This is a genomic window from Saccharopolyspora hattusasensis (assembly GCF_050972075.1).
GTDB classification, from domain to species: Bacteria; Actinomycetota; Actinomycetes; order Mycobacteriales; family Pseudonocardiaceae; genus Saccharopolyspora; species Saccharopolyspora hattusasensis.
In genome coordinates, this window is the sequence record NZ_JBPCDC010000001.1 from 3,277,033 (window position 1) to 3,296,264 (window position 19,232).

A 19,232-nucleotide genomic window follows, 5' to 3' on the forward strand; every position below is an offset into this window, starting at 1 on the left:
CAGGTCCCTTCAGTTCTTCCGCAGGCGCAGGCCCTGCATCCCGCCGTCCACCGCGAGCGCCGTGCCGGTGGTGGACCCGGCCGCCGGACCGACCAGGTAGGCGACGACCGCGGCGACTTCGGCCACCGACACGAGCCGCCCGGTGGGCTGGCGGGCCTGCAGCGCACGCAGTTCCGCGTCCGGATCGTCGGCGGCCGCGAGCAGCCGGCGCAACCAGGGCGTATCGACGGTGCCCGGGTTGACGCAGTGGACGCGGATTTCCTCCGACACGTGGTCGGCGGCCATCGCCAAGGTCAGCGACAGCACCGCGCCTTTGCTCGCGCTGTAGAGCGCCCGGTTGGGCAGCCCCGCCGTGGCCGCGATCGAGCAGGTGTTCACGATCGCCGCGGCCGACGACTCGCGCAGATGCGGCAGGCACGCTCGGGTCGTGCGCACGATGCCCAGGACGCTGACGTCGAAGACCCGGCGCCACTCGTCGTAGTGGTTGGTCTCGACCGTGCCCTGCGCACCGATCCCAGCGTTGTTGACCAGGACGTCCACACCGCCGAGCCGATGCGCGACCTGCTCGACCGCCGGGGACACCGACTCCTCGTCGACCACGTCGCAGCGCAGTCCCAGCACGTCCGCCGGCACGCCGGACGGGTCGAGGTCGAGGGCTGCGACCGCGGCGCCGCGTGCGGCGAGCTCGGTGACCACCGCCAAGCCGATACCCGAACCACCTCCGGTGACGACGGCGGTCTGACCGGCGAATTCGCTCATTAGGCCACCGTCCCCCCGGCGATCGACTTCCAAACCGTGCCGTCGGGGTATGCGTAGTCGACCATCGCCTCCGGTCGCAGCTGCGCGGAGAACCCGGGGCGGCTCGGGGCCAGGTAGTTGCCGCCGCTGAGCCTCACCGGGTCGACGAAGTGCTCGTGCAGGTGGTCGACGTACTCGATGACCCGGTCGTCCATGGATCCCGACACCGCGACGAAGTCGAACATGGCCAGGTGCTGCACCAGCTCGCATAGGCCGACCCCGCCCGCGTGCGGGCACACGGGCACCCCGAACTTCGCGGCAAGCAGCAGGATCGCCACGTTCTCGTTGACCCCGGCGACGCGCGCGGCGTCCAGTTGCAGGTAGGACAGGGCGTTCGCCTGCAACAGCTGCTTGAACACGACCCGGTTCGCCACGTGCTCGCCGGTGGCGACCCGGACCGGCGCGATCGCCTGCGCGATGGCGGCGTGGCCCAGGACGTCGTCCGGGCTGGTCGGTTCCTCCACCCACCACGGGTTGAATGGGGCGAGTTCACGGATCCAGTCGATCGCGGTTCCCACGTCCCAGCGCTGGTTGGCGTCGACCGCGATGCGGATGTCCGGCCCGACCGCCTCGCGGGCGATCCGCAGCCGCCGGACGTCGTCCGTCAGGTCCGCTCCGACCTTTAGCTTCACCTGCCGGAACCCCTGCTTGACCGCATCCCGGCAGAGACGCCGCAACTTCTCGTCGGAATATCCGAGCCAGCCCGGAGTCGTGGTGTACGCCGGGTAGCCGCCGTCCCGGAGCTGCGCCGCGCGCTCCGCCCGACTCGGCTCGGCCCGCTGCAGGATCTCCAATGCCTCGCCCGGTGTCAGGGCATCGCTGAGGTATCGGAAGTCGACGAGCTCGACCAGCTGCTCCGGCGCCAGCTCGGCGAGCAGCTGCCACAACGGCTTGCCCGCCCACTTGGCCTTCAGGTCCCAAAGGGCGTTGACCACGGCCGCGATCGCCATGTGCACCACGCCTTTTTCCGGCCCCAGCCAGCGCAGCTGTGAGTCGTGCACCAGCTCCCGCCACATTCCGCCGAGGTCGTCCAGGGTTTCCTTTACGGCGCGACCGACCAGTGCGGGTTCCAGCGCCCTGATCGCCGCGGTCTGCACGTCGTTTCCGCGGCCGATGGTGAAGGCGAAGCCGTGCCCCTCCAGGCCGTCGGTCGAGTCCGTGCCGATCACGACGTAGGACGCCGAGTAGTCCGGGTCCGGGTTCATCGCGTCCGAGCCGTCCAGCTCGCGGGAGGTGGGGAACCGGATGTCGTACGTCCGCAGGCCAGTGATCGTCGCTGGCATCACGTCCACCTCGCTTCAGGCACGTCCGCTCCTCCCGGCAACGAGCGCGTCCCTAAGGTATAGCTACCTCCACCGCGAATTCCAACTTTGAGCCGCAGGATCATCGCAATCGGTCCCGACATGCCGGCGGTCGGCGCGGCGACCATCGACGCGACCGGCGTGCTCGTGCTGCCCGGGTTCGTGGACACCCATCGCCACATCTGGCAGACCGTGGTGCGGCATCGGGGCGCGGATTGGGGTTTCCGACACTACTTAGGGAGACTTTCCACCGCATCGGGCCTCGGATTCGACCGGCGGACGGGTACGCGGGCACCTTGCCGGAGCCTTGACGGCACTCGACAGCAGCGTGACGACCCTCGTGGACTGTGCCCACGTCCAGAACACCCATGCCCATGCCGATGCGGGCCTCGATGCGCTGCGCGACCGGGATCCACGCCGTCTTCGCACACGGCTGGCCGTACACCGATGCGGATTGCTGGCTGACGAACAGCACCGAGCCGAATCCGGCCGACCTGCGCCAGCTGCGGGAGAAGATACCCGTTGACGACGGCCTGCTCACCCTGGCCATGGGCGCACGCGGGCCACGCAGCACGGTCCCTGAAGTCACCACCGCAGACTTCAGGATGGCGCGCGAGCTCGGGATCCCGATCACCATGCACGTCTCCGGCAACGACTACGTAGCCCTGCCGGACGAGCGGGCCTGCTCCTGCCGGATCTCACCTTCGTGCACGTCTCGAGTTGCGGCGACCACGAGCTCGCGGCCGACCACGGCGTCAGCATCTCCATCGCGTCGCAGATCGAGCTGACCAGGCCCGGGCTGGGCCTGCCGACGATCGAACGCCTGCTGCACGCCGGCCTCGCACCAATCCTCAGCGTGGACAGCGAACCGCCGCAGCAGGCGACATGTTCACGTAGCTGCGGATCGCGGTCGAGGCGCGCACCATCGCCCTCAGGAAGGAAACTGTCCACAAGGGAGGTTCTGCGCTGGGCGACCTCTCAGGGTGCAGCAGCCTGCGGCGTGGCAGACCGCACCCGCTCGCTGACGCCGGGCAAGGAAGCCGACGTCGTACTGCCGAGGGCCGATGACGTGAAACTTTCGCCGCTCAACGCATCCGCCGAAGCGCTCGTGCTCGCGGCACACCCGGGCAACGTCGACACGGTGCTGGTCGCCGGCCGGGTGGTCAAGCGCCACGGCAGGCTGATCGGGGACGTGGCGCAGGCCGGGCGGCTCGCTACGGCCGCCAGCGAACGCCTCGGCTAGCCGTGGTTGCTTCGCGTTGCGGAACGGTGGGCCACCGGGGTTGCCCGGCAGCCCACCTCGACATCGGTCGTCACAGCATGGATTCGAGGATTTCGACGGCCCGCCGCAAGCCACCGGCTTCCTGGATCTCCTGCCGCATTTCATTCAACCGCAGCCGAACCACCTCACTCGTGGTGATCTGCTCCAAGGCCTCCCGGAGCTGCTCCGGGGTGACCGTCTCGCAGTCCAGCCGGGTTCCCAGGTCAAGTTCCTCGATCCGGGCCGCGTTCATGAACTGGTCGGTCGCCTGCGGAACCGCGATCAGCGGCACCCCGTGGGACAGGCCCTCCATAGTGCCGCCCATGCCCGCGTGCGTGATGAACGCGCTCGCCTGCGACAGCACCCGGAGCTGTGGAATCCATTGCCGCACCTCGAAATTCGGCGGGAGCTCACCGAGTTCCGCCGGGTCCGTGGACCGCCCGACCGACATCACCACGTGCCAGTCGAGGTCGGCGAACGCCCGCAGGCAATTGCGGTAGAACTCCAACTGGTGGTTGTAGGCCGAGCCCAGCGAGATCACCAGCACCGGACGAGAATCCGGGGCCTGCCAATCCCCCTGGAATGCCCGGTCGGTGAGCATCGGGCCGACGAAGTCGAACGAGTCTGAAACCCGCTCCCCGTACTGGAACGTCCGGGGAATGGTCACGATGCCGCGGCGCGGCTTCCCCATGTCCTGGAAGGTCACCTCGACACCCTGCCGGACGAAGTACTCGTCGTACCTGGCGTGCACCGCGGAGGACTCGGGCGACGGTTCGATGCCGAAGGTCTCCTCGATGCCTTCGAAGTAGACGTGGGTCGGAGACAGCTGGATGCAGGGCACCTGCCATTTCTCGGCCAGTACGAGGGCGGGGAAGGCCGCGATGTCGTACACGATGAGATCCGGACGGTCCGCCGCGTACGCCCGTTCGAGCTGCGGCACTGCGGCCATGGTCTCGTCGAGGAACATCGTCAGGGCCGGGACCTCTTCTTCCGGCCACTCTTGCGTGGCGGCCGAGGGCCCCGGCAACGTCGAGGTGTAGCGGACCGGCGTCGCACCGGCCTCCTCGACCTGTGACGCGAAGTCATCGGTCGTGGCGTACGTGACGCGGTGCCCGCGCTCCACCAGACCGGTGACCAACCCCAGTCCAGGGTTGACGTGTCCGTGCGCCGGGATGGACATGAACGCGATGTGCGCGGGCCTGGTGCGGAAGCTGTTCTGAGCCGTCTTGGCCATCTGGTTCTACTCCTGATCAGAAGCGCCCTCGGTCAGCGAGCAGCGCGAAAGGTAGCTCGGATCGCAGCGCACGACCGCATCAGCCACTCGTCACAGAACATCGGCACGCGGACAGCCGGAGACCAGCAGTCAGCACCCGGGTTTTCACGAGTGTGCACGAATCCCCCGACCGGGGAACGGGATGCGCGTCGAAGCGCCGTGGGTCAGACGGTGAAATCGCCTGAACATCGCCGCGTTCGCGGCGGCTTGATCAGTGGTAGAACTGCTGCCATTGGGCCATCGTTCGAGCCTAACGGACAGCCCGCCCGATGTCGCGTCCATTTCGCCAAGGCGCGCGTGCTGTGCGGCCGGTCACGCAGCGAACACGTTCACCCGCAACGGAAACGGCGAGCGCCGCCCGAACCGCGGCTTAAGTTGGTGGCATGGACGTGATCGAGATCGCGCCGAACCTCCACATGCTGCGGCTCGAATCCAGACAGGCCTACCTGTGGCACGAGGTCCGCTCCGCGACCCTCATCGACACCGTGATCGCCGATTCCGGTTCGGCCAACACGGGGCTGCTGACCGAACTGGGCATCGATCTGGAGCGGATCGTCATCACCCACGGGCACGAGGACCACGTCGGTTCGGCCGCCGAGCTCCGCGCCGCTACCGGTGCGCCGGTGCTGGCCCACGGCGCCGACGCGCCCGTCGTCCGGGGCGAGCGGAAGAAGGCCGAGCCCGTGCTGCTCGATTGGGAACGCCCTCTGCTCGAGGGAGCAACCCTAACGTTTCGCCTGCGCCGCCCTGCCCGGTCGACCACGAACTCGGCGACGAAGACGTGCTGGACTTCGCGGGCGGCGCGCGGGTGATTTCCATCCCGGGGCACACCGATGGGAGCATCGCTGTTTATTTGTCAAAGAGCCGAATTCTCTTCACTGGGGACACGATCGCCAACGTTGGCGAGCTGATGCTCGGCACGTTCAACGTGGATCGCGCGCGGACCATCGAGTCGTTCCACTGCCTCGCCGAACTCGACACCGAGGTCGCCTGCTTCGGCCACGGGGAACCGATCAGCAGCAAAGCCGGTGCGGAACTCCGTGCAGTGGCGCAAAAACTCACGACGTCGCCCACAACAGTTCGGCCTTCACCGAAACGACACCTCCCTACAGTTGCTGGTCATGGACACCATGACGCCCGGCAACGACGCCCGAACCAATAGCAGTGCTGCGGTCGACCACGTGACCATCGCGCCGAGCATCCTGTACTTCGGGACGCCGGTCGTGCTGTTGTCGACCGAGAACTCGGACGGCACGGCCAACCTCGCGCCCATGTCGTCCGCATGGGCGCATGATCAACTTCCCGGCACCCGAGCAGGCGTCCGCCGTTGAGCGGCTGGCGCCCCTGACCGGCCGGAACCCGGTTCCGGACCAAAAGCGCGGCGTGTTCCGCTCCGAGCCGGAAAAGTTCGGCGCCGCCGGACTTCGCCCGGAGCCGTCCGACCTGGTGCACCCGCCCCGCGTCGCCGAGTGCCCGGTTCAGCTTGAGGCCCGGGCGACTCGGGTGCAGGCAGATGCCGCCGAGAACTTCCGCATCATCGAGGCGCAGGTGCTGCGGGTGCGCTGCGACCCACGCCTCGTGGTTCCCGGCACCCACCACGTCGACCCAGCGGAGTGGGGCCCGCTGATCTATAACTTCCGCCACTACTTCGGGCTCGGCCGGGAATTGGGGCACAGCTTCCGTTCCAGACCCCGCGGCCAGAAGCGGAGAACACCCAGTCGTATCCAGTGTTTCGCGCGCACGAGGCGGAGCGCTCAGGCCGCGATCTCTGCCATTTCGCTGATCGCCTCCTCCACCATTCGCCTGGTGTGCCGCAGTTCCCGGCTGTCCAACGCGTCCCGCAGGGCGCGCAGATCCCTTTCGGTGACCGGTCGTGGTCGGCCCAGCTTGTCGAGGCTTTTCAACAAGCCCAGCTCGGCCAGCGCGGCACCGCGCGGTTCGTTGATGGACCGGAACATGTTCTGCGCATCCCGGTAGGTGCGTGCGGCCTCCCCGTACCAGCACGCGCGGAAGAGGACATTGCCGCGCATCTTGCGGTTGTAGGCCAGGGCGCTGGTCAGGTCCATCCGGCGGCAGATCTGCTCGGCCCGCGACAGCAGGCGCAGCGCCTCGTCGTGCTCCCCGCGTAACGACATGACGTCCGCCAGCCCCCGCAACGCCCAGGCGAGGCCCCGCTCATCCCCGCCCGCTTCGGCGATCTCGGCGGCCTCCTCGAACCGCCGCCAAGCGGAGTCCAGATCGCCCGCGTTGCGGTCGAGCTGCGCCAGGCCTTCCAATGCCCACACCGTGTGCCGGCACTCGCCCCGCCGACGGGCCTCCGCCAGCAGCTCCTCGTGGAGCACGCGGGCCTCCTCGTAATCCCCCCGGATCCGCAGCGTTTCGGCGATTCCGGCGACCGAATAGCCGTACGCGATCAGCTCACCGGCCTTCTTGGCCAGGTCCCGCGCGGAGCTGAGCCAGCGCACCGCGGCGGTCATCTGCCCGCGCTGCCGGGCCAGGGTGCCGCCGCTCCACAGCGCCCACGCCATCGCGCCCTGCTCGCCCGCGTCGCGGGCCGCCCGGTAGCTCGCACGCCACGCCGCGTCCGCCTCGTCAAGCCGGCCGAGGCGCCGGTACGCCTCCGCAACCGCCAGGCGCGCCTGCGCGAGCTCCAGCCCGGAGCCCTCGTCCACCGCCTGCGACTCGCGTTCCAACGCCGCCGCCAGCACGTCCTCGTAGGCCGTGTTGACCGACATGTCCCGGAGCTGCCCTTGGTACTCCGGTGCGAACGCCTTCCCGTACATCTCAAGCCACCTCGCCATTCCTGCCGCTCTGGTGCTCAAGACGCACCAAGTCTGGATTGCGGCCGTGCCCTCCGCCGGTCCCCTGGAGCGGAGGGCACGGGCCTTTTCGTACCCCCGAACGACATCCAAGTTACGGCTCGGCGGGGGTCCGGCGGCTCAGCCGAATTGGCAGCCCAGATCAACCGATCGGCCAGGAAAGAAGCAACCACTCCTAGTACTTTTGGCCGAGATCGACGTCGGTCAGGAACGATCCGAATGGCCGGGACGTTCGGCGGGTGGCAGCTGGCAGGCCGGGGTGGCACCAGGCAGTCGGAAGCGGTTCGCCGCGACCCACCGATACGCCCGATCAGCCAGCAGCCGCAGCACCGGGGCGGACATGCCCCAACCGAGCACCGGCCACGGCGCGCGGCACTCCTTGAGCAGCTCCGCGACCGCGGCCGCGCCGCCGAACACCCGACCGGACGTGGCCACCCACAGCACCTCGTGCCGGGCCCGGTCCGCGGTTGTCCGCATCGCCGCGAGATCTGCCTCCTGCCAAGCCTGGATGCGTATGCGGACCGGCAACCGCTCCGCAAGCCGCACGCTACGCGTGCAGAACCCGCAGTCGCCGTCGTAGATCAACACCGGCAGCTCACTCATGGCCTCGCGTGTCCCTTTCCACCGGGCCCGCCAGGTGCGGCGGGTGCACCCACCAACAACGGTCGCAAACGAGGCCGGTTTCGGCACAGCGGGTATGTGTTGCCGAGCAGCATCAGTGCGGTGATCATCCTGGTGAAGCGGAAGTCACGTCGAGCAGCAGACCCCCCGGGGGCGGTTTCGGAGCTCCGCTGCGCGACGCTGGCGCCGGAGCGCGAATCCGCGGATCAACCCGGTCGGCCGGGAAGTCCCAGCCGACCGGTCGGCGCTCAGTCCAGGTCGTCGTGGCGCATCAGCAGGCGACCGGCCTCGGTCAGCGAGCCGGACAGAGACGGGTACACCGAGAACGTGTTCGCCAGGTTGTCCACCGTCACCTGGTTCTGCACCGCGAGCGCGATCGGCAGGATCAGCTCGCTGGCGTTCGGCGCCACCACGACGCCACCGACGACCACGCCGGTCTGCGGGCGGCAGAAGACCTTCAGGAAACCGCGCCGCAGGCCTTCCATCTTCGCCCGCGGGTTGGTGGCCAGCGGCATCATCACGGTCCGCGCGGGCACGTCTCCGCAGTCGATCGCCTGCTGGCTGATCCCGACCGTGGCAATCTCCGGGTGCGTGAAGACGTTCGCCGCGACGGTCTTGAGCTTGATCGGCGTGACGCCTTCGCCGAGCGCGTGCCACATCGCGATGCGGCCCTGCATGCCCGCCACCGATGCCAGCAGCAGCAGACCGGTGCAGTCGCCTGCCGCGTAGACGCCGGGCACGTTGGTCCGCGATACCCGGTCGACGGGGATGTAGCCGCCGCGGTCGGGCTCGATGCCCACCCGCTCCAGGCCGATGTCGGTGGTGTTCGGCACCGAGCCGACCGTCATCAGCGCGTGGCTGGCCTCGACCTGTCGCCCGTCTGCGAGGTGGATAAGCACCCCCGAGTCGGTGCGCTCCACCTTCTCCGCCCGGGCGTGCTTGACGACCTCGGTGCCGCGCTCGGCGAAAACCTCTTCCAGCACCGCAGCGGCGTCCGCGTCCTCGTGCGGCAGCACCCGGTCGCGGCTGGAGATCATGGTGACCTTGACGCCCATCTCGGTGTACGCGGAGGCGAACTCCACACCGGTCACACCGGAGCCGATCACGGCCAGGTGCTCAGGCAGTTCGGGCAGGTCGTAGAGCTGCCGCCAGGTCAGGATCCGCTCCCCGTCGGGCTCGGCGCCCTGGAGGATGCGGGGCGTGGCGCCGGTGGCGATCAGGACGACGTCCGCGGCCAACTCCTCGAAGCCGCCGTCAGCGAGGTCGACGCCGATGTGGTGGACGGCCATGCCCTTGGTCGGGTTGGTGAACCGCGCGCGGCCGGGCAGGATCTTCACGCCCTCGCGGCGGACCCTGGAGCGGATGTCGGCGGACTGCGCGAGCGCCAGGCCCTTGACCCGGCCGTGCACGACCGCGACGTCGACGTCGGAGTCCTCGCTCTTGGTGCGGATGCCGAGATCACGCGCGTCCCGGAACGCGGAGCGGGCGCCCGCGGACGCGATGAAGGTCTTCGACGGCACGCAGTCGTAGAGCACGCACGCCCCGCCGAGGCCCTCCGGCTCGACCAGCGTGACGTCCGCCCCGTTCGAAGCCGCGACCAGCGCCGCCTCGTAGCCCGCGGGGCCGCCTCCCATGATCACGATGCGGGTCACTTCGCGCTCCTCCTCGGTCCGCCTGCCTTGTGGGCGCCGAACTCACCGTACGCTGCGACAAGTCCAGTCATTTCGGGTGGTACCGCCCGAGTTGACCATCGTGGCGCAGACCACCCGCGGTCATCCCGCGGGGAAGACGTGATCGGCCCGGACGTCACAGTTACCCACATTCGTGACGTAGTCCGCTCCGCCGCACGGGCTGTCGATCGCTACCCTGTTGGGCGTGCCTCTGTACGCCGCGTACGGATCCAACATGGATCCGGCCCAGATGATGAAGCGCGCCCCGCACTCCCCGATGGCGGGAACGGGCTGGCTGGTGGACTGGCGGCTGACCTTCGGCGGCGAGGACTACGGCTGGGAAGGGGCCCTCGCCACGATCGTCGAGCAGCCGGGTTCGCAGGTTTTCACGGTGCTCTACGACGTCAGCCCGGAGGACGAGCAGCAGCTCGACAACTGGGAGGGCGCCGAGCTCGGCATGCACAAGAAGCTGCGGCTGCGGGTGCAGACGCTGGACGGATCGGTGCTGGCCTGGCTGTACGTGCTGGACGCCTACGAGGGCGGGCTGCCGTCGGCGCGTTATCTCGGCGTGATGGCCGATGCCGCCGAAGCGGCGGGGGCTCCCGAGGACTACGTCGAGAAGCTGCGCAAACGGCCGTGCCACAACGTCGGCCCGTGAACACCGCGTGACGTCCACCCCGAATATCACGTCTCACGTGTGATAATCACTCCGGTTGCACACGTGCGGTGAGGGGTGTCCGTGGCCGAGAACGGCGGCATGCCGGTCAACCAGCAGGACCGGCGTGAGCAAATCCGCCAGGAAGTGCTGGCCAGCGGGTTCGTCCGAATCGAGGGGCTGCCGCCAAGCACGGCGTCAGCGGGATGACCATCCACCGCGACCTGGACGTCCTCGAACAACAAGGTTGGCTGCGCAAGGTGCGCGGCGGCGCGACATCGACGCCGACCGCGCTGCTGAGACCTCGGTGCGGGCCCGGATCGCCGACGCGGCCGACGAGAAGGCCCGCATCGCCAAGCACGCGGTGCGACTCGTTTCGCCTGGTCAAGTGGTTGCGCTCGACGACAGCACCAGTGCGCTGGCGGTCGCCGAACGGCTTGCCCCGCTGGGTCCGCTCACCGTCGTGACGAACTTCCTCTCCGTGATCAACCTGCTCAGCGGCGAACCCGGCCTGCACCTGATCGGACTCGGCGGCGACTACCAGCCGCCCTACGACGCGTTCCTCGGCCTGCACACGGCCAGCATGGCCCGCACGATGCGCTCCGACGTGCTGTTCATGTCGACCACCGCGGTGGTCGAGGGGCACTGCCTGCACCGCTCGCAGGAGACGATCCAGGTCAAGCGCGCACTGATGGAGACCACTGGCAAGCGGGTGCTGCTGGATCACTCCAAGTTCGACCGACGCGCCGTGCACGAGTTGGCGCCGTACCGCGGAACTCCAGCCACGCTGAGTCGTTCCACATCGCGGTAGGACACGTCAGCGTTGGCACGGTGGCGGAGCACCAGGGGCAGACGCGATCGAAGCCCGAGTCGCCGAAGCTCACAACGAGTCGTGCGGGACGGCGGGTTCGTCTTTAGGGCCGCTGACGACGCGACCTGGCATCGCGACATGCTCACCTTCACCGCCCCACATGGCCCCGGCCAGCGGTGGTGACATCGCCTGGACTGCACGCATCGTCGCGGTCCTCGAAGAGGACGAGCGGATCCGGTCCGATTACCAGTTCCCCGGGTCGATCGCACCGCGGGAGCGCGAAAACCCGTGCCATTGCGAAGGATTTCCTGCGTCGACTCGGAGAAGGAGATCCGGACGGATCGCCGAGCGGTTCGCCGAGCAGGTCGACTGGGTCCTGGGCTGCCGGCCTGCGGTCATCCGGCGGTGCCCTGGATCCGGGCCTCACCGCCGCCGAAGCCCTCGCCGAATCCTGATCAGGTCGCGGAGATCCAGCCCCGGGTGCGGAGCTCGTCGAGGAAGCGCCGGTAGCTGTCGTCCAGTTGGGGCACCTCCGCCGGCACCGGCTCGACGAGTTCGCCCCCGGGCACCATCGCGGCTGCCGCCGTGCTCAGGTCCGGGTAGACCGAACCGCTGGCCGCCAGCAGCGCCGCACCAAGCGCGGTTCCCGCGCCTCGGACGCGCAGCACCGGGGCGTCCAGGACCGACGCCCGGATCCGGCACCAGGCAATGCTGCGGGCGCCGCCGCCTGCGGTGCGCACGGCGCCTTCCGCCGGGGCACCGAGCTGGGCCAGCCGCTCCAGCGCGAGCCGCTCGCAGAAGGCGACGCCTTCGAGGCGGGAGCGGTACTCGTCGATCCGATCCTTCGGCGCGCCCAGCACGAACCGAGTGGCGTGCTCGGCGACGAACGGGAACCGCTCCCCCTCGCCGCGCAGCGGGTAGTTGACCACGCTGGCCGGTCCCCGCTCGGTCGCCGCCGCGTCCAGGCTCGGCAGCTCAGCGGTGTCCAAATCGGACAGTGCGGAGCCGCCGATGTTCGCCGCGCCGCCGGGCAGCCACATCCCGTCCGGGTGCAGGTGGCTGTACACCGCACCAGCCGGGTCGTGCACGAGTTCCTCGGCAACTCCCTTCAGCACCAAGGTTGTCCCGAGGACCGTCACGAAATGCCCGACGTCGACTGCTCCGCAAGCCAGCTGACCCGCGCAGCCGTCGGTCATCCCGGCGCGCACCTCGCAGCCGACCGGCAGGCCGGTCTGCGCCGCTCCTCTCGCGTCGACGGCGCCAAGCACCGCCGTCGGGCGCACGACCTCCGGCAGCAGGCGGTCCGGCACGCCCAATGCCTCGAAGATCTCGGTCTCCCACTCGCCTGCCACGGCGTCGTAGCCGCTCTTCAGTGCGTGGCTGGAGTCGGTGGCGACGGGGTGCCCGACCAGCTTCCAGGCGATGAGGTCCGGGGGGTGGCAAACCAGCGCTGTGCCGTCCGGGAGGTGCCGCGCCAGCCAGCCGATCCGGGCCAGCCCGGAACCCGCCGACGGGGTGATCCCGGTGCGCCGCCAGCGGTCCGCGCCGACCTCGGCGGCGATCCGCGCTTCCGCTTCGGCGCGCCGGTCGTCGTACATCAGCGCAGCGGTGAGCGGTTCGCCGTCGCCATCGACTGGGACGACCGTGCCCGAGGTCGCCGAGATCGCAAGCGAGCGGATCTCGGTGCTGCGCGGCCCCAATGCCGTCGTGCATTCGGCGAGGCAGTCGCGGACCGCGGGCCACCAAGTGGTCGCGTCCTGTTCGGAGCGTCCACCGCGCGACCGCACCGGCTGCGGCAGTGGCCGGGACGCCGAGGCCACCACCCCGCCGGCCGGATCGTGGACCTGCACCCGGACGTTGGCGGTCGCGACGTCGACACCCGCGACTAGTTCGGTCATCGGCGAGCCGCCAGCGCGGTCGAAAGCTGTTCGCTCATCGGGCCTCCTGCAACCTCTCCAAGGCATCGGGCAGTTCGGCCAGCGAGTACACCGCCACATCGGGTTCGGCGAACTGCTCCGGCGTCGGTTCCGGCGGAGCTTCGCCGCGCACCACCCACACCGTGCGCAGCCCGACGCGGTGCGCGCCGCGCACGTCCGTGTCGAGGCGGTTGCCGACGTGCGCCGCGTGCTTCGGCTCAACGCCGGCTTCCCGCAGGGCGTGCTGGAAGATCCGCGGGTCCGGCTTCTCCGCGCCGACGACCTCCGAAACCGCCCAGATGTCGATGAAGTCGGCCACGCCATCCCGGCGCAACGCGTCCACGACGACCGCCCGCTGGTTGGCCACGACCGCGAGTTTGTAGCGCCCGGCGAGCTGCCGCAGCGTCGGGAGCACGTCGGGGTGCAACGCCGATGGCGGGTACTCCCAGTAGCGCTCGGCGCGGTCGGACAACCGCTGCCGGTCCTGCGCGGTGAGGAACCGCTCGGCGACCGCGGTGCGCAGGGACCCGCCCTGGGTTTGGCGGCGCTCGTCGTAGACCTGCTGGAACTCGGCTTCCTCGATGCTCCGGCCGTCTTCGGCCGCCAGTTCGCGCGCGGCACGCAGCAACGCGTCGCGGTAGGCCTTGTCGTCGTAGATGGGGCCGCCGACGTCGAGCAGCACGAGTTCAATGCGGTCGGCTCCCGATTCGGAACGGGGTTGATGCGGCACGTCGCGTCCTTCCCGGTCGTGGTCCGCAACGGGGACCTTGGTGTCACGTCCCATCGCCAAAATAACATCAATCTTGAAATTTTTAACACTCCAGGCTGTGATATTTACGGGTCGAGTCGACCGAGTCGACCGAGTGCCGTCCGAGCAGGGTCGACACCTCCGGCATGGCGGGGGTGTTCGCGGTTATGCGGATCTCGAGGAGCGTTTCGGTAAGCGGGACGCCGTGAGTGTTTTTGGGTGCTATGGCACCCAAAAACGCTCACGGGTGTTCTTCCGTCACGGGCACCCGGGCGACACCAGCACCAAGGACAGCGGGCACTCCACACCGTGGTCACAAGACCATGCTGGACCGAGGTGCCCAACTCGTGTTGTTCCCAGATCTCCACGACCGTTCGGGAGATCACCGGATCAGTCCGGCTTCGGATGACATGACCAATAATGGCCACTCACCCTAGGAACGGTTGCCGGTCGTCCGCACCACCGATGAACAGGCCGGGGCCCGGGGCGCGGCCGGGACCGCGCACGCGCTGCTGGCGGGGCGCGGCATCAGCGAGGTGGCCCGCGACCTGGTCGGGACATCCGATCCGTTGCACCCAGGCGAGGCCAACCGCGCTTTACGACGACGCCTACGCGCGGTTCGCCGGAGTGCGCGAGGCCGCCCAGGCAGCCGGTCGGTTGCGGCGCGCGAGTTGATGTCCGGGGGCTCATCGCGCACCTCCGACCAACTCGCCGCGCGGCCTCGACCAGGCGAGCTGGAGCAAGGCGGCGGCCTGCCGGGTGCCCCGGCGATCTCTGCGCCGAGCGAGCCGTTCGGCGACGAGCGCCCGAAAGCGCTCGGCGGTGTCGCCCAGCTGGGCTAGCGCCTGTTCAAGGCAATCCAGCGCTGGGCGCTGCTCGCCGGTGCACAGCAGCTCGCAGATGGCGACGTCCAACGCCTGGGTGCGCAGTCCGTCGAGCTCGACGACGTCGCACTCCCGGACCCATGCCTGGTGGATGACGAGGTCCGGCTGGGAGCGGAGTTCGCGGTCGTAGGGGATGGTCACGTGCACAACACCGCCGGCTGCGGAATCGCAGCCGTGCATCGCCGCCGCAGTCGCGCCGGACAGCACGGCGTGCGGCCCGGCGCGCAGCAGCGCGGCAGCTGCGCGGGTCAGCTGGTCGTGGACTCGGGCGGCCGGGATGACCACCCCGTACCAGGGCTCCACCCAGTCCCCTTCGTCGAGACCGGCCGCGAGCTCGGCGCAGCCGAGCACCTGCTCCGCGTCGCGGTGGGTCATGGCACCGTGCAGCGAAGGCCAGCTGCCCGGGCCGTCGTGTTCGGCGGCCTCCGGCGGCCGCACTTCGGGGGAGATGATGTTCGCGGTCATGCCTTTAAAGAGGCGGGAACCCCGCGAACAGATACAGCCGCGACCGGATACACCTCAATCAGGTGGAATCGGCCGGGATCATCAGGACTCCGGCGAAGCGGCCCGGAGCTCGTAAACCCAGTGCGTGCCGTCGGCGTCGACGGCCAATCCGCCGCCGGTGATCCCGGCCAGCTCACCGGTCCCGCGCAACGGCATGATGGTGAAGAACTCCTTGCTGCCGTTGCTGCGGTCGCTGCGGGAAGTGGTCGCCGAGTGGGCAAAGTTGAACGCGCCCTCGCGCCCCGCGGCCTCGCGCCTCGCGGCCCCGCGGCCTCGCGGCCCCGCGGCCTCGCGGCCTTGCAAAGAAAAGAACCCTCGAAGGACTCCATCGCCACGTAGGTACCGGCGGGCCCTTCGCCTGGTCAAACGCGGCGGTGAACAGCGTCGCCGAGCGGCCGACGAACACGGCCTCCCGGTGGGTGGGAGCGGAAGGCCGTGGCGGTCAGCGTTCCAGGCTGGTCAGGGCGGTGTTCACCATTGCCCTGATGCCCACGAACAGCGCTCGCTCGTCCAGCGCGAACGTCGGCTGGTGCAGGTCCTTGACCCGACCGACCCCGGAGTGCACGCCCAGCCGGGCGAACGAGCCCGGCACGTGCTCCAGGTACCAGCCGAAGTCCTCGCCGCCGGACGACTGCGGCGTGCTGGCCAGGGCGTCTTCGCCGAGCCCCGCCGCGATCCCGGCCCGGAACACCTCGGTGCTCTCCGCTTCGTTGACCACCGGCGGCACCCCGCGCCGGTGCTGCAGGTCGAACCCGACGCCGAGGGGTGCCAGCAGGCTGTGCACGAGTTCGTGCACCAGCGGCTCCAGCTTCGCCCAGGTGTCGCGGTCGCCCGTTCGCAGCGTTCCGGTGAGCACGCCGTCCTGCGGGATGGCGTTCGGCGCCTCCCCCGCGTGCACCGCGCCCCAGGTCAGGACGGTCCCGGTGCGCGGATCGACCCGGCGCGACAGCAACGTCGGCAGGCCCGTGATGACGGTGCCCAGCGCGTGCACCAGGTCCGCGGTCAGGTGCGGGCGCGAGGTGTGCCCGCCGGGCGAGGTCAGCCGGAGTTCCAGCAGGTCGCTCGCCGAAGTGATGGCCCCGACCCGTGTTCCGACCTGGCCCACCAGCAGCCGCGGGTCGCAGTGCAACCCGAAGATCCGGTCCACTCCGTCGAGTGCGCCGGCGGCCAGCACGTCGAGGGCGCCGCCGGGCATCACTTCTTCGGCTGGCTGGAAGATCACCCGCACCCGGCCGGACAGGTTCGGCGCGACGGCCAGCGCCAGCGCGGCACCGAGCACGACCGTCGTGTGCGCGTCGTGCCCGCAGGCGTGCGCAACACCGTCCACTGTGGATGCATACGGCAGTCCGATGGCTTCGGTCAGCGGCAGCGCATCGATGTCGGCCCGCAGCGCCACAGTGCGCTGACCGGGCCTGGTCTCGCCGCCGATGTCGCAGACCAGGCCGGTTCCCACCGGGAGGATCCGGGGGCGCAGGCCGGCCCGGGTGAGCCGCTCCGCGAGGAACGCGGTGGTCTCGTGCTCGGCGCGGGAAAGCTCCGGATAGGCGTGGATGTGCCGTCGCCAGGCCACCACACGGTGCGCGTTCTCGTCCAGCCAGGCATCCAGCCAGGACGGTCCACGACCAGCACCGAGGTCGTCCACGGCGGATTCCACCCTGGACATGGTGCTGCCGATGGGCGCACTCGGCCCGTCCACACCCGCCGCGACGAGGGTGCCCCGGGCGACGGCGGAGCGCTCCGCCGCATCCCAATCCACCTCTTCCACCGCAGAACCACCGTTCCGGGACTGGCCCGGCTCCGGGCCACGAGAATCCACCACGGTCACGCCACGCCTCCCGACGCGCAGAACTCTTCCGACTAACTCCGACCGGACCGGTCGCGCACGGCCGCCAGCAGGCGATCTCGTTGCGCGCCGTCCAATGCGGCGGCCACCGCGGTCCAGGCCATCGCCACTGCCCCGTCGAGCACCGCTCCATCCGCGGCCGGGGTCGCGCAGGCTGCGGCGAATTCCGCCTGGTGGTTGACCGCGTCGCCGCAGTCCACCGCGATCATCGGATGGATCGCGGGCAAGGCCTGGGTCACGTTGCCCATGTCGGTGCTGCCGATTACCCGGCCCTGCTCTTCGCCCCGGTCGAGCGGTTCGCGCCCGAGCTCGGTGATCGCGCGGCGGTACGCCTCCGACAGCCATCCATCGGGGCTCAGCTCCGCGTAGACCGGGGAGATCTGCACGACTTCGTGCTCACATCCGGTCGCCGTCGCACCCGCCTCGAAGCAGGCCCGAATGCGGTTCTCCAGGCGCTGCAGGGAGCGCGCTTCGGCAGCACGCAGGTTGTAAACCGCCGCAGTGTGCGCGGGAACGATGTTCGGTGCCGCGCCACCTGCTGTAACGATACCGTGCACCATCTGCCTCGGCTCCAGGTGCTGCCGCAACAGGCCGATGGCGACCTGCGCGACCGTCAGCGCGTCGGCCGCGTTGCGGCCGAGTTCCGGGGCCGCCGCGGCGTGCGCCTCGCGCCCGGTGTATCGGACCTCCAGGTCGGTGATGGCCAGCGAGGCCGGGCGGCAGACCTCTTCCGGACCCGGGTGCACCATCATCGCCAGGGCGACGTCGTCGAAGACGCCGCGTTCCAGCATCAGCACCTTTCCGCCGCCGGTCTCCTCCGCCGGGGTCCCGATCAGCCGCACCGTGACGCCCAGGTCGTCGGCGATCTCTGCCAGCGCGAGCGCGGCTCCGACTCCGGCGGCGGCGATGACGTTGTGCCCGCAGGCGTGCCCGACCTCGGGCAGCGCGTCGTACTCAGCGCAGATGCCGACGACCAGCTCGCCGCTGCCCGCCTCGGCGACCAGTGCGGTGTCCAGGCCGGCGACCGGGGTTCGGACGGTGAAGCCGTGCCGGGCGAGCAGGTCGGCGACCTTGGCGGCGCTGCGGTGTTCGGCGAACGCGAGCTCGGGCTCGGCGTGGATGCTGCGGGAGAGCTCGACCAGCTCCGCTTCGTGGCGCTGCACCGAGGCGCGGCAGTGGGCGTGCGCTGCGGCGGAACGTTCGGCATCGGGGCGCGGGAGCGGGGTGGTTCTCATTTGCGCCCATCCTGCATCATCCGGATCCGGGGCGCGGGCTCGATGCGCGGCCGGGAGCCCACCGGTACCCACACTGCGACGAACGGGTGGCGCCGATTCGGCAGTACCGAAGAATTCGAGTCCCGGCGATATTTACATATTGTTAATCGAATGCGCCGGCAACAACCCGGGTCGGCTGCCGAGGCGGGTCCCGCGGTCTGGGCAGTGTCCGAGGTCACTTCGAGCGACCGTACTCGCGCGATCTCCAGGAAAAGGTGTGGGCCGACACCGGTCGGGGGGCTTCCCGGTGCCGGCCCACGTCGGTGGGGGGCTAGATACCCCTTGGCTGGTGCACTGGAGCCGCCGTTACCCCTGGCGGGGCCGGGTCCGCGCACGCGGCCAGTTGTGAAAATCCCACAGGTTCGGCGCTAGGTCTAGTCCATGGCGAGAATTGGCACGAAATAATCCCGCAAAGAACCGACCACCCCGCCAGGTTTTATCGCCTTCTGCTACTTCTTCCACTTGACGAAGAAGACGGACTTCTTCCTCAGCTTGCGGGATAACAGCACGAGCGCGATCAACACGACGCCGGTGACGCCGATGGCGAGGCGCTGCCGCTCGTCGGTCGGCGGCTGGGCGGATGGAGCGGGCGGCGGGCCCGGTTCCTGGGCGAGCACGACCACCGGCGCTTCGGTGGGCGCGGCTCCGCCCTCCGCCAACGCGGGCGGTGCGAACAAGAGGAACAACGTGATCGCGAGGCCAGCGAGCACGCGGCCGGTCCGCCACATTATGGCTCCACACCCTTCTAACGCCGCGTCCGTTGACCACACAGTCAGGCGGTCACCCATGCAGGTCTATTTGATCATATTCGACTCCGAGAGTGATCAGTCCCGCGCGAATTGTGCCGGATTGGC

General features: G+C 69.6%; 21 protein-coding genes. 7 read left to right on the plus strand and 14 right to left on the minus strand.

The window, feature by feature from the left end:
* Positions 1 to 9 precede the first annotated feature (9 nt).
* A complete protein-coding gene (locus ACRXBZ_RS14875; RefSeq protein WP_433879631.1) occupies positions 10 to 759 on the minus strand; it encodes an SDR family NAD(P)-dependent oxidoreductase in 750 nt (249 codons plus the stop codon).
* The gene (locus tag ACRXBZ_RS14880; RefSeq protein ID WP_433879632.1) at positions 759 to 2,081 is read right to left on the minus strand and encodes an L-fuconate dehydratase; all 1,323 of its coding nucleotides are present in this window, start codon (positions 2,079 to 2,081) and stop codon (positions 759 to 761) included. The genes ACRXBZ_RS14875 and ACRXBZ_RS14880 overlap by 1 nt, the downstream gene beginning before the upstream one ends.
* Before the next feature lie 724 nt (positions 2,082 to 2,805).
* Here ACRXBZ_RS14880 and ACRXBZ_RS14885 point away from each other — a divergent pair.
* Positions 2,806 to 3,342 carry an amidohydrolase family protein gene (locus ACRXBZ_RS14885; RefSeq protein WP_433879633.1) on the plus strand — a complete coding sequence of 179 codons (537 nt, stop codon included), beginning with the start codon at positions 2,806 to 2,808 and terminating at the stop codon, positions 3,340 to 3,342.
* A 70-nt stretch (positions 3,343 to 3,412) separates the two neighbouring features.
* Here the strand turns inward: ACRXBZ_RS14885 and ACRXBZ_RS14890 are convergent, their stop codons facing one another.
* Positions 3,413 to 4,594, minus strand: a complete 1,182-nt coding sequence (locus tag ACRXBZ_RS14890; RefSeq protein WP_433879634.1) for a macrolide family glycosyltransferase — start codon at positions 4,592 to 4,594, stop codon at positions 3,413 to 3,415.
* Between the two features lie 422 nt (positions 4,595 to 5,016).
* On the opposite strand from ACRXBZ_RS14890, the gene ACRXBZ_RS14895 reads away from it, so the two are divergent.
* From ACRXBZ_RS14895 to ACRXBZ_RS14905, 3 genes are read left to right on the plus strand one after another with little or no spacing between them, the layout of a single operon-like run.
* Positions 5,017 to 5,445 carry an MBL fold metallo-hydrolase gene (locus ACRXBZ_RS14895; RefSeq protein WP_433879635.1) on the plus strand — a complete coding sequence of 143 codons (429 nt, stop codon included), beginning with the start codon at positions 5,017 to 5,019 and terminating at the stop codon, positions 5,443 to 5,445.
* Positions 5,415 to 5,795, plus strand: a complete 381-nt coding sequence (locus ACRXBZ_RS14900) for an MBL fold metallo-hydrolase (protein ID WP_433879636.1) — start codon at positions 5,415 to 5,417, stop codon at positions 5,793 to 5,795. Before ACRXBZ_RS14895 ends, ACRXBZ_RS14900 begins: the two co-directional genes overlap by 31 nt.
* A gap of 19 nt (positions 5,796 to 5,814) precedes the next feature.
* Positions 5,815 to 5,964: a hypothetical protein gene (locus ACRXBZ_RS14905; RefSeq protein ID WP_433879637.1), complete on the plus strand. Its 150-nt coding sequence runs from the start codon at positions 5,815 to 5,817 to the stop codon at positions 5,962 to 5,964.
* 423 nt (positions 5,965 to 6,387) lie between these two features.
* Here the strand turns inward: ACRXBZ_RS14905 and ACRXBZ_RS14910 are convergent, their stop codons facing one another.
* From ACRXBZ_RS14910 to ACRXBZ_RS14920, 3 genes are all read right to left on the minus strand, one after another.
* Positions 6,388 to 7,416 carry a tetratricopeptide repeat protein gene (locus tag ACRXBZ_RS14910; RefSeq protein WP_433879638.1) on the minus strand — a complete coding sequence of 343 codons (1,029 nt, stop codon included), beginning with the start codon at positions 7,414 to 7,416 and terminating at the stop codon, positions 6,388 to 6,390.
* 240 nt (positions 7,417 to 7,656) lie between these two features.
* Positions 7,657 to 8,055, minus strand: a complete 399-nt coding sequence (locus tag ACRXBZ_RS14915; RefSeq protein WP_168585317.1) for a thiol-disulfide oxidoreductase DCC family protein — start codon at positions 8,053 to 8,055, stop codon at positions 7,657 to 7,659.
* Positions 8,056 to 8,321: 266 nt separating this feature from the next.
* On the minus strand, positions 8,322 to 9,725 hold the full coding sequence (locus ACRXBZ_RS14920) for an NAD(P)H-quinone dehydrogenase (RefSeq protein WP_168585318.1): 1,404 nt from the start codon (positions 9,723 to 9,725) through the stop codon (positions 8,322 to 8,324).
* A 223-nt stretch (positions 9,726 to 9,948) separates the two neighbouring features.
* Between ACRXBZ_RS14920 and ACRXBZ_RS14925 the strand changes: the two genes are divergently transcribed.
* From ACRXBZ_RS14925 to ACRXBZ_RS14935, 3 genes are all read left to right on the plus strand, one after another.
* On the plus strand, positions 9,949 to 10,401 hold the full coding sequence (locus tag ACRXBZ_RS14925; RefSeq protein ID WP_010315748.1) for a gamma-glutamylcyclotransferase family protein: 453 nt from the start codon (positions 9,949 to 9,951) through the stop codon (positions 10,399 to 10,401).
* A gap of 81 nt (positions 10,402 to 10,482) precedes the next feature.
* Positions 10,483 to 10,608, plus strand: coding sequence for a hypothetical protein (locus tag ACRXBZ_RS14930; RefSeq protein WP_433879639.1), 126 nt, complete (start codon positions 10,483 to 10,485; stop codon positions 10,606 to 10,608).
* 37 nt (positions 10,609 to 10,645) lie between these two features.
* On the plus strand, positions 10,646 to 11,209 hold the full coding sequence (locus tag ACRXBZ_RS14935; protein ID WP_433879640.1) for a DeoR/GlpR family DNA-binding transcription regulator: 564 nt from the start codon (positions 10,646 to 10,648) through the stop codon (positions 11,207 to 11,209).
* A 69-nt stretch (positions 11,210 to 11,278) separates the two neighbouring features.
* Here the strand turns inward: ACRXBZ_RS14935 and ACRXBZ_RS14940 are convergent, their stop codons facing one another.
* The 8 genes from ACRXBZ_RS14940 to ACRXBZ_RS14975 all read right to left on the minus strand — a co-directional run bounded on the left by ACRXBZ_RS14940 (position 11,279) and on the right by ACRXBZ_RS14975 (position 19,106).
* Positions 11,279 to 11,413, minus strand: coding sequence for a hypothetical protein (locus tag ACRXBZ_RS14940; protein WP_433879641.1), 135 nt, complete (start codon positions 11,411 to 11,413; stop codon positions 11,279 to 11,281).
* 251 nt (positions 11,414 to 11,664) lie between these two features.
* Positions 11,665 to 13,107 carry an FGGY-family carbohydrate kinase gene (locus ACRXBZ_RS14945; protein WP_433879642.1) on the minus strand — a complete coding sequence of 481 codons (1,443 nt, stop codon included), beginning with the start codon at positions 13,105 to 13,107 and terminating at the stop codon, positions 11,665 to 11,667.
* 34 nt (positions 13,108 to 13,141) lie between these two features.
* Positions 13,142 to 13,909, minus strand: coding sequence for an HAD family hydrolase (locus ACRXBZ_RS14950; RefSeq protein ID WP_433879643.1), 768 nt, complete (start codon positions 13,907 to 13,909; stop codon positions 13,142 to 13,144).
* A gap of 650 nt (positions 13,910 to 14,559) precedes the next feature.
* Positions 14,560 to 15,222, minus strand: coding sequence for a hypothetical protein (locus tag ACRXBZ_RS14955; protein WP_433879644.1), 663 nt, complete (start codon positions 15,220 to 15,222; stop codon positions 14,560 to 14,562).
* Between the two features lie 81 nt (positions 15,223 to 15,303).
* Positions 15,304 to 15,564: a DUF3224 domain-containing protein gene (locus tag ACRXBZ_RS14960; RefSeq protein ID WP_433879645.1), complete on the minus strand. Its 261-nt coding sequence runs from the start codon at positions 15,562 to 15,564 to the stop codon at positions 15,304 to 15,306.
* Between the two features lie 139 nt (positions 15,565 to 15,703).
* A complete protein-coding gene (locus ACRXBZ_RS14965) occupies positions 15,704 to 16,924 on the minus strand; it encodes an amidohydrolase (protein ID WP_433883883.1) in 1,221 nt (406 codons plus the stop codon).
* Between the two features lie 194 nt (positions 16,925 to 17,118).
* Positions 17,119 to 18,339: a M20 family metallopeptidase gene (locus ACRXBZ_RS14970; protein WP_433879646.1), complete on the minus strand. Its 1,221-nt coding sequence runs from the start codon at positions 18,337 to 18,339 to the stop codon at positions 17,119 to 17,121.
* A 488-nt stretch (positions 18,340 to 18,827) separates the two neighbouring features.
* A complete protein-coding gene (locus ACRXBZ_RS14975; RefSeq protein WP_168585322.1) occupies positions 18,828 to 19,106 on the minus strand; it encodes a hypothetical protein in 279 nt (92 codons plus the stop codon).
* Between the last annotated feature and the right edge of the window lie 126 nt (positions 19,107 to 19,232).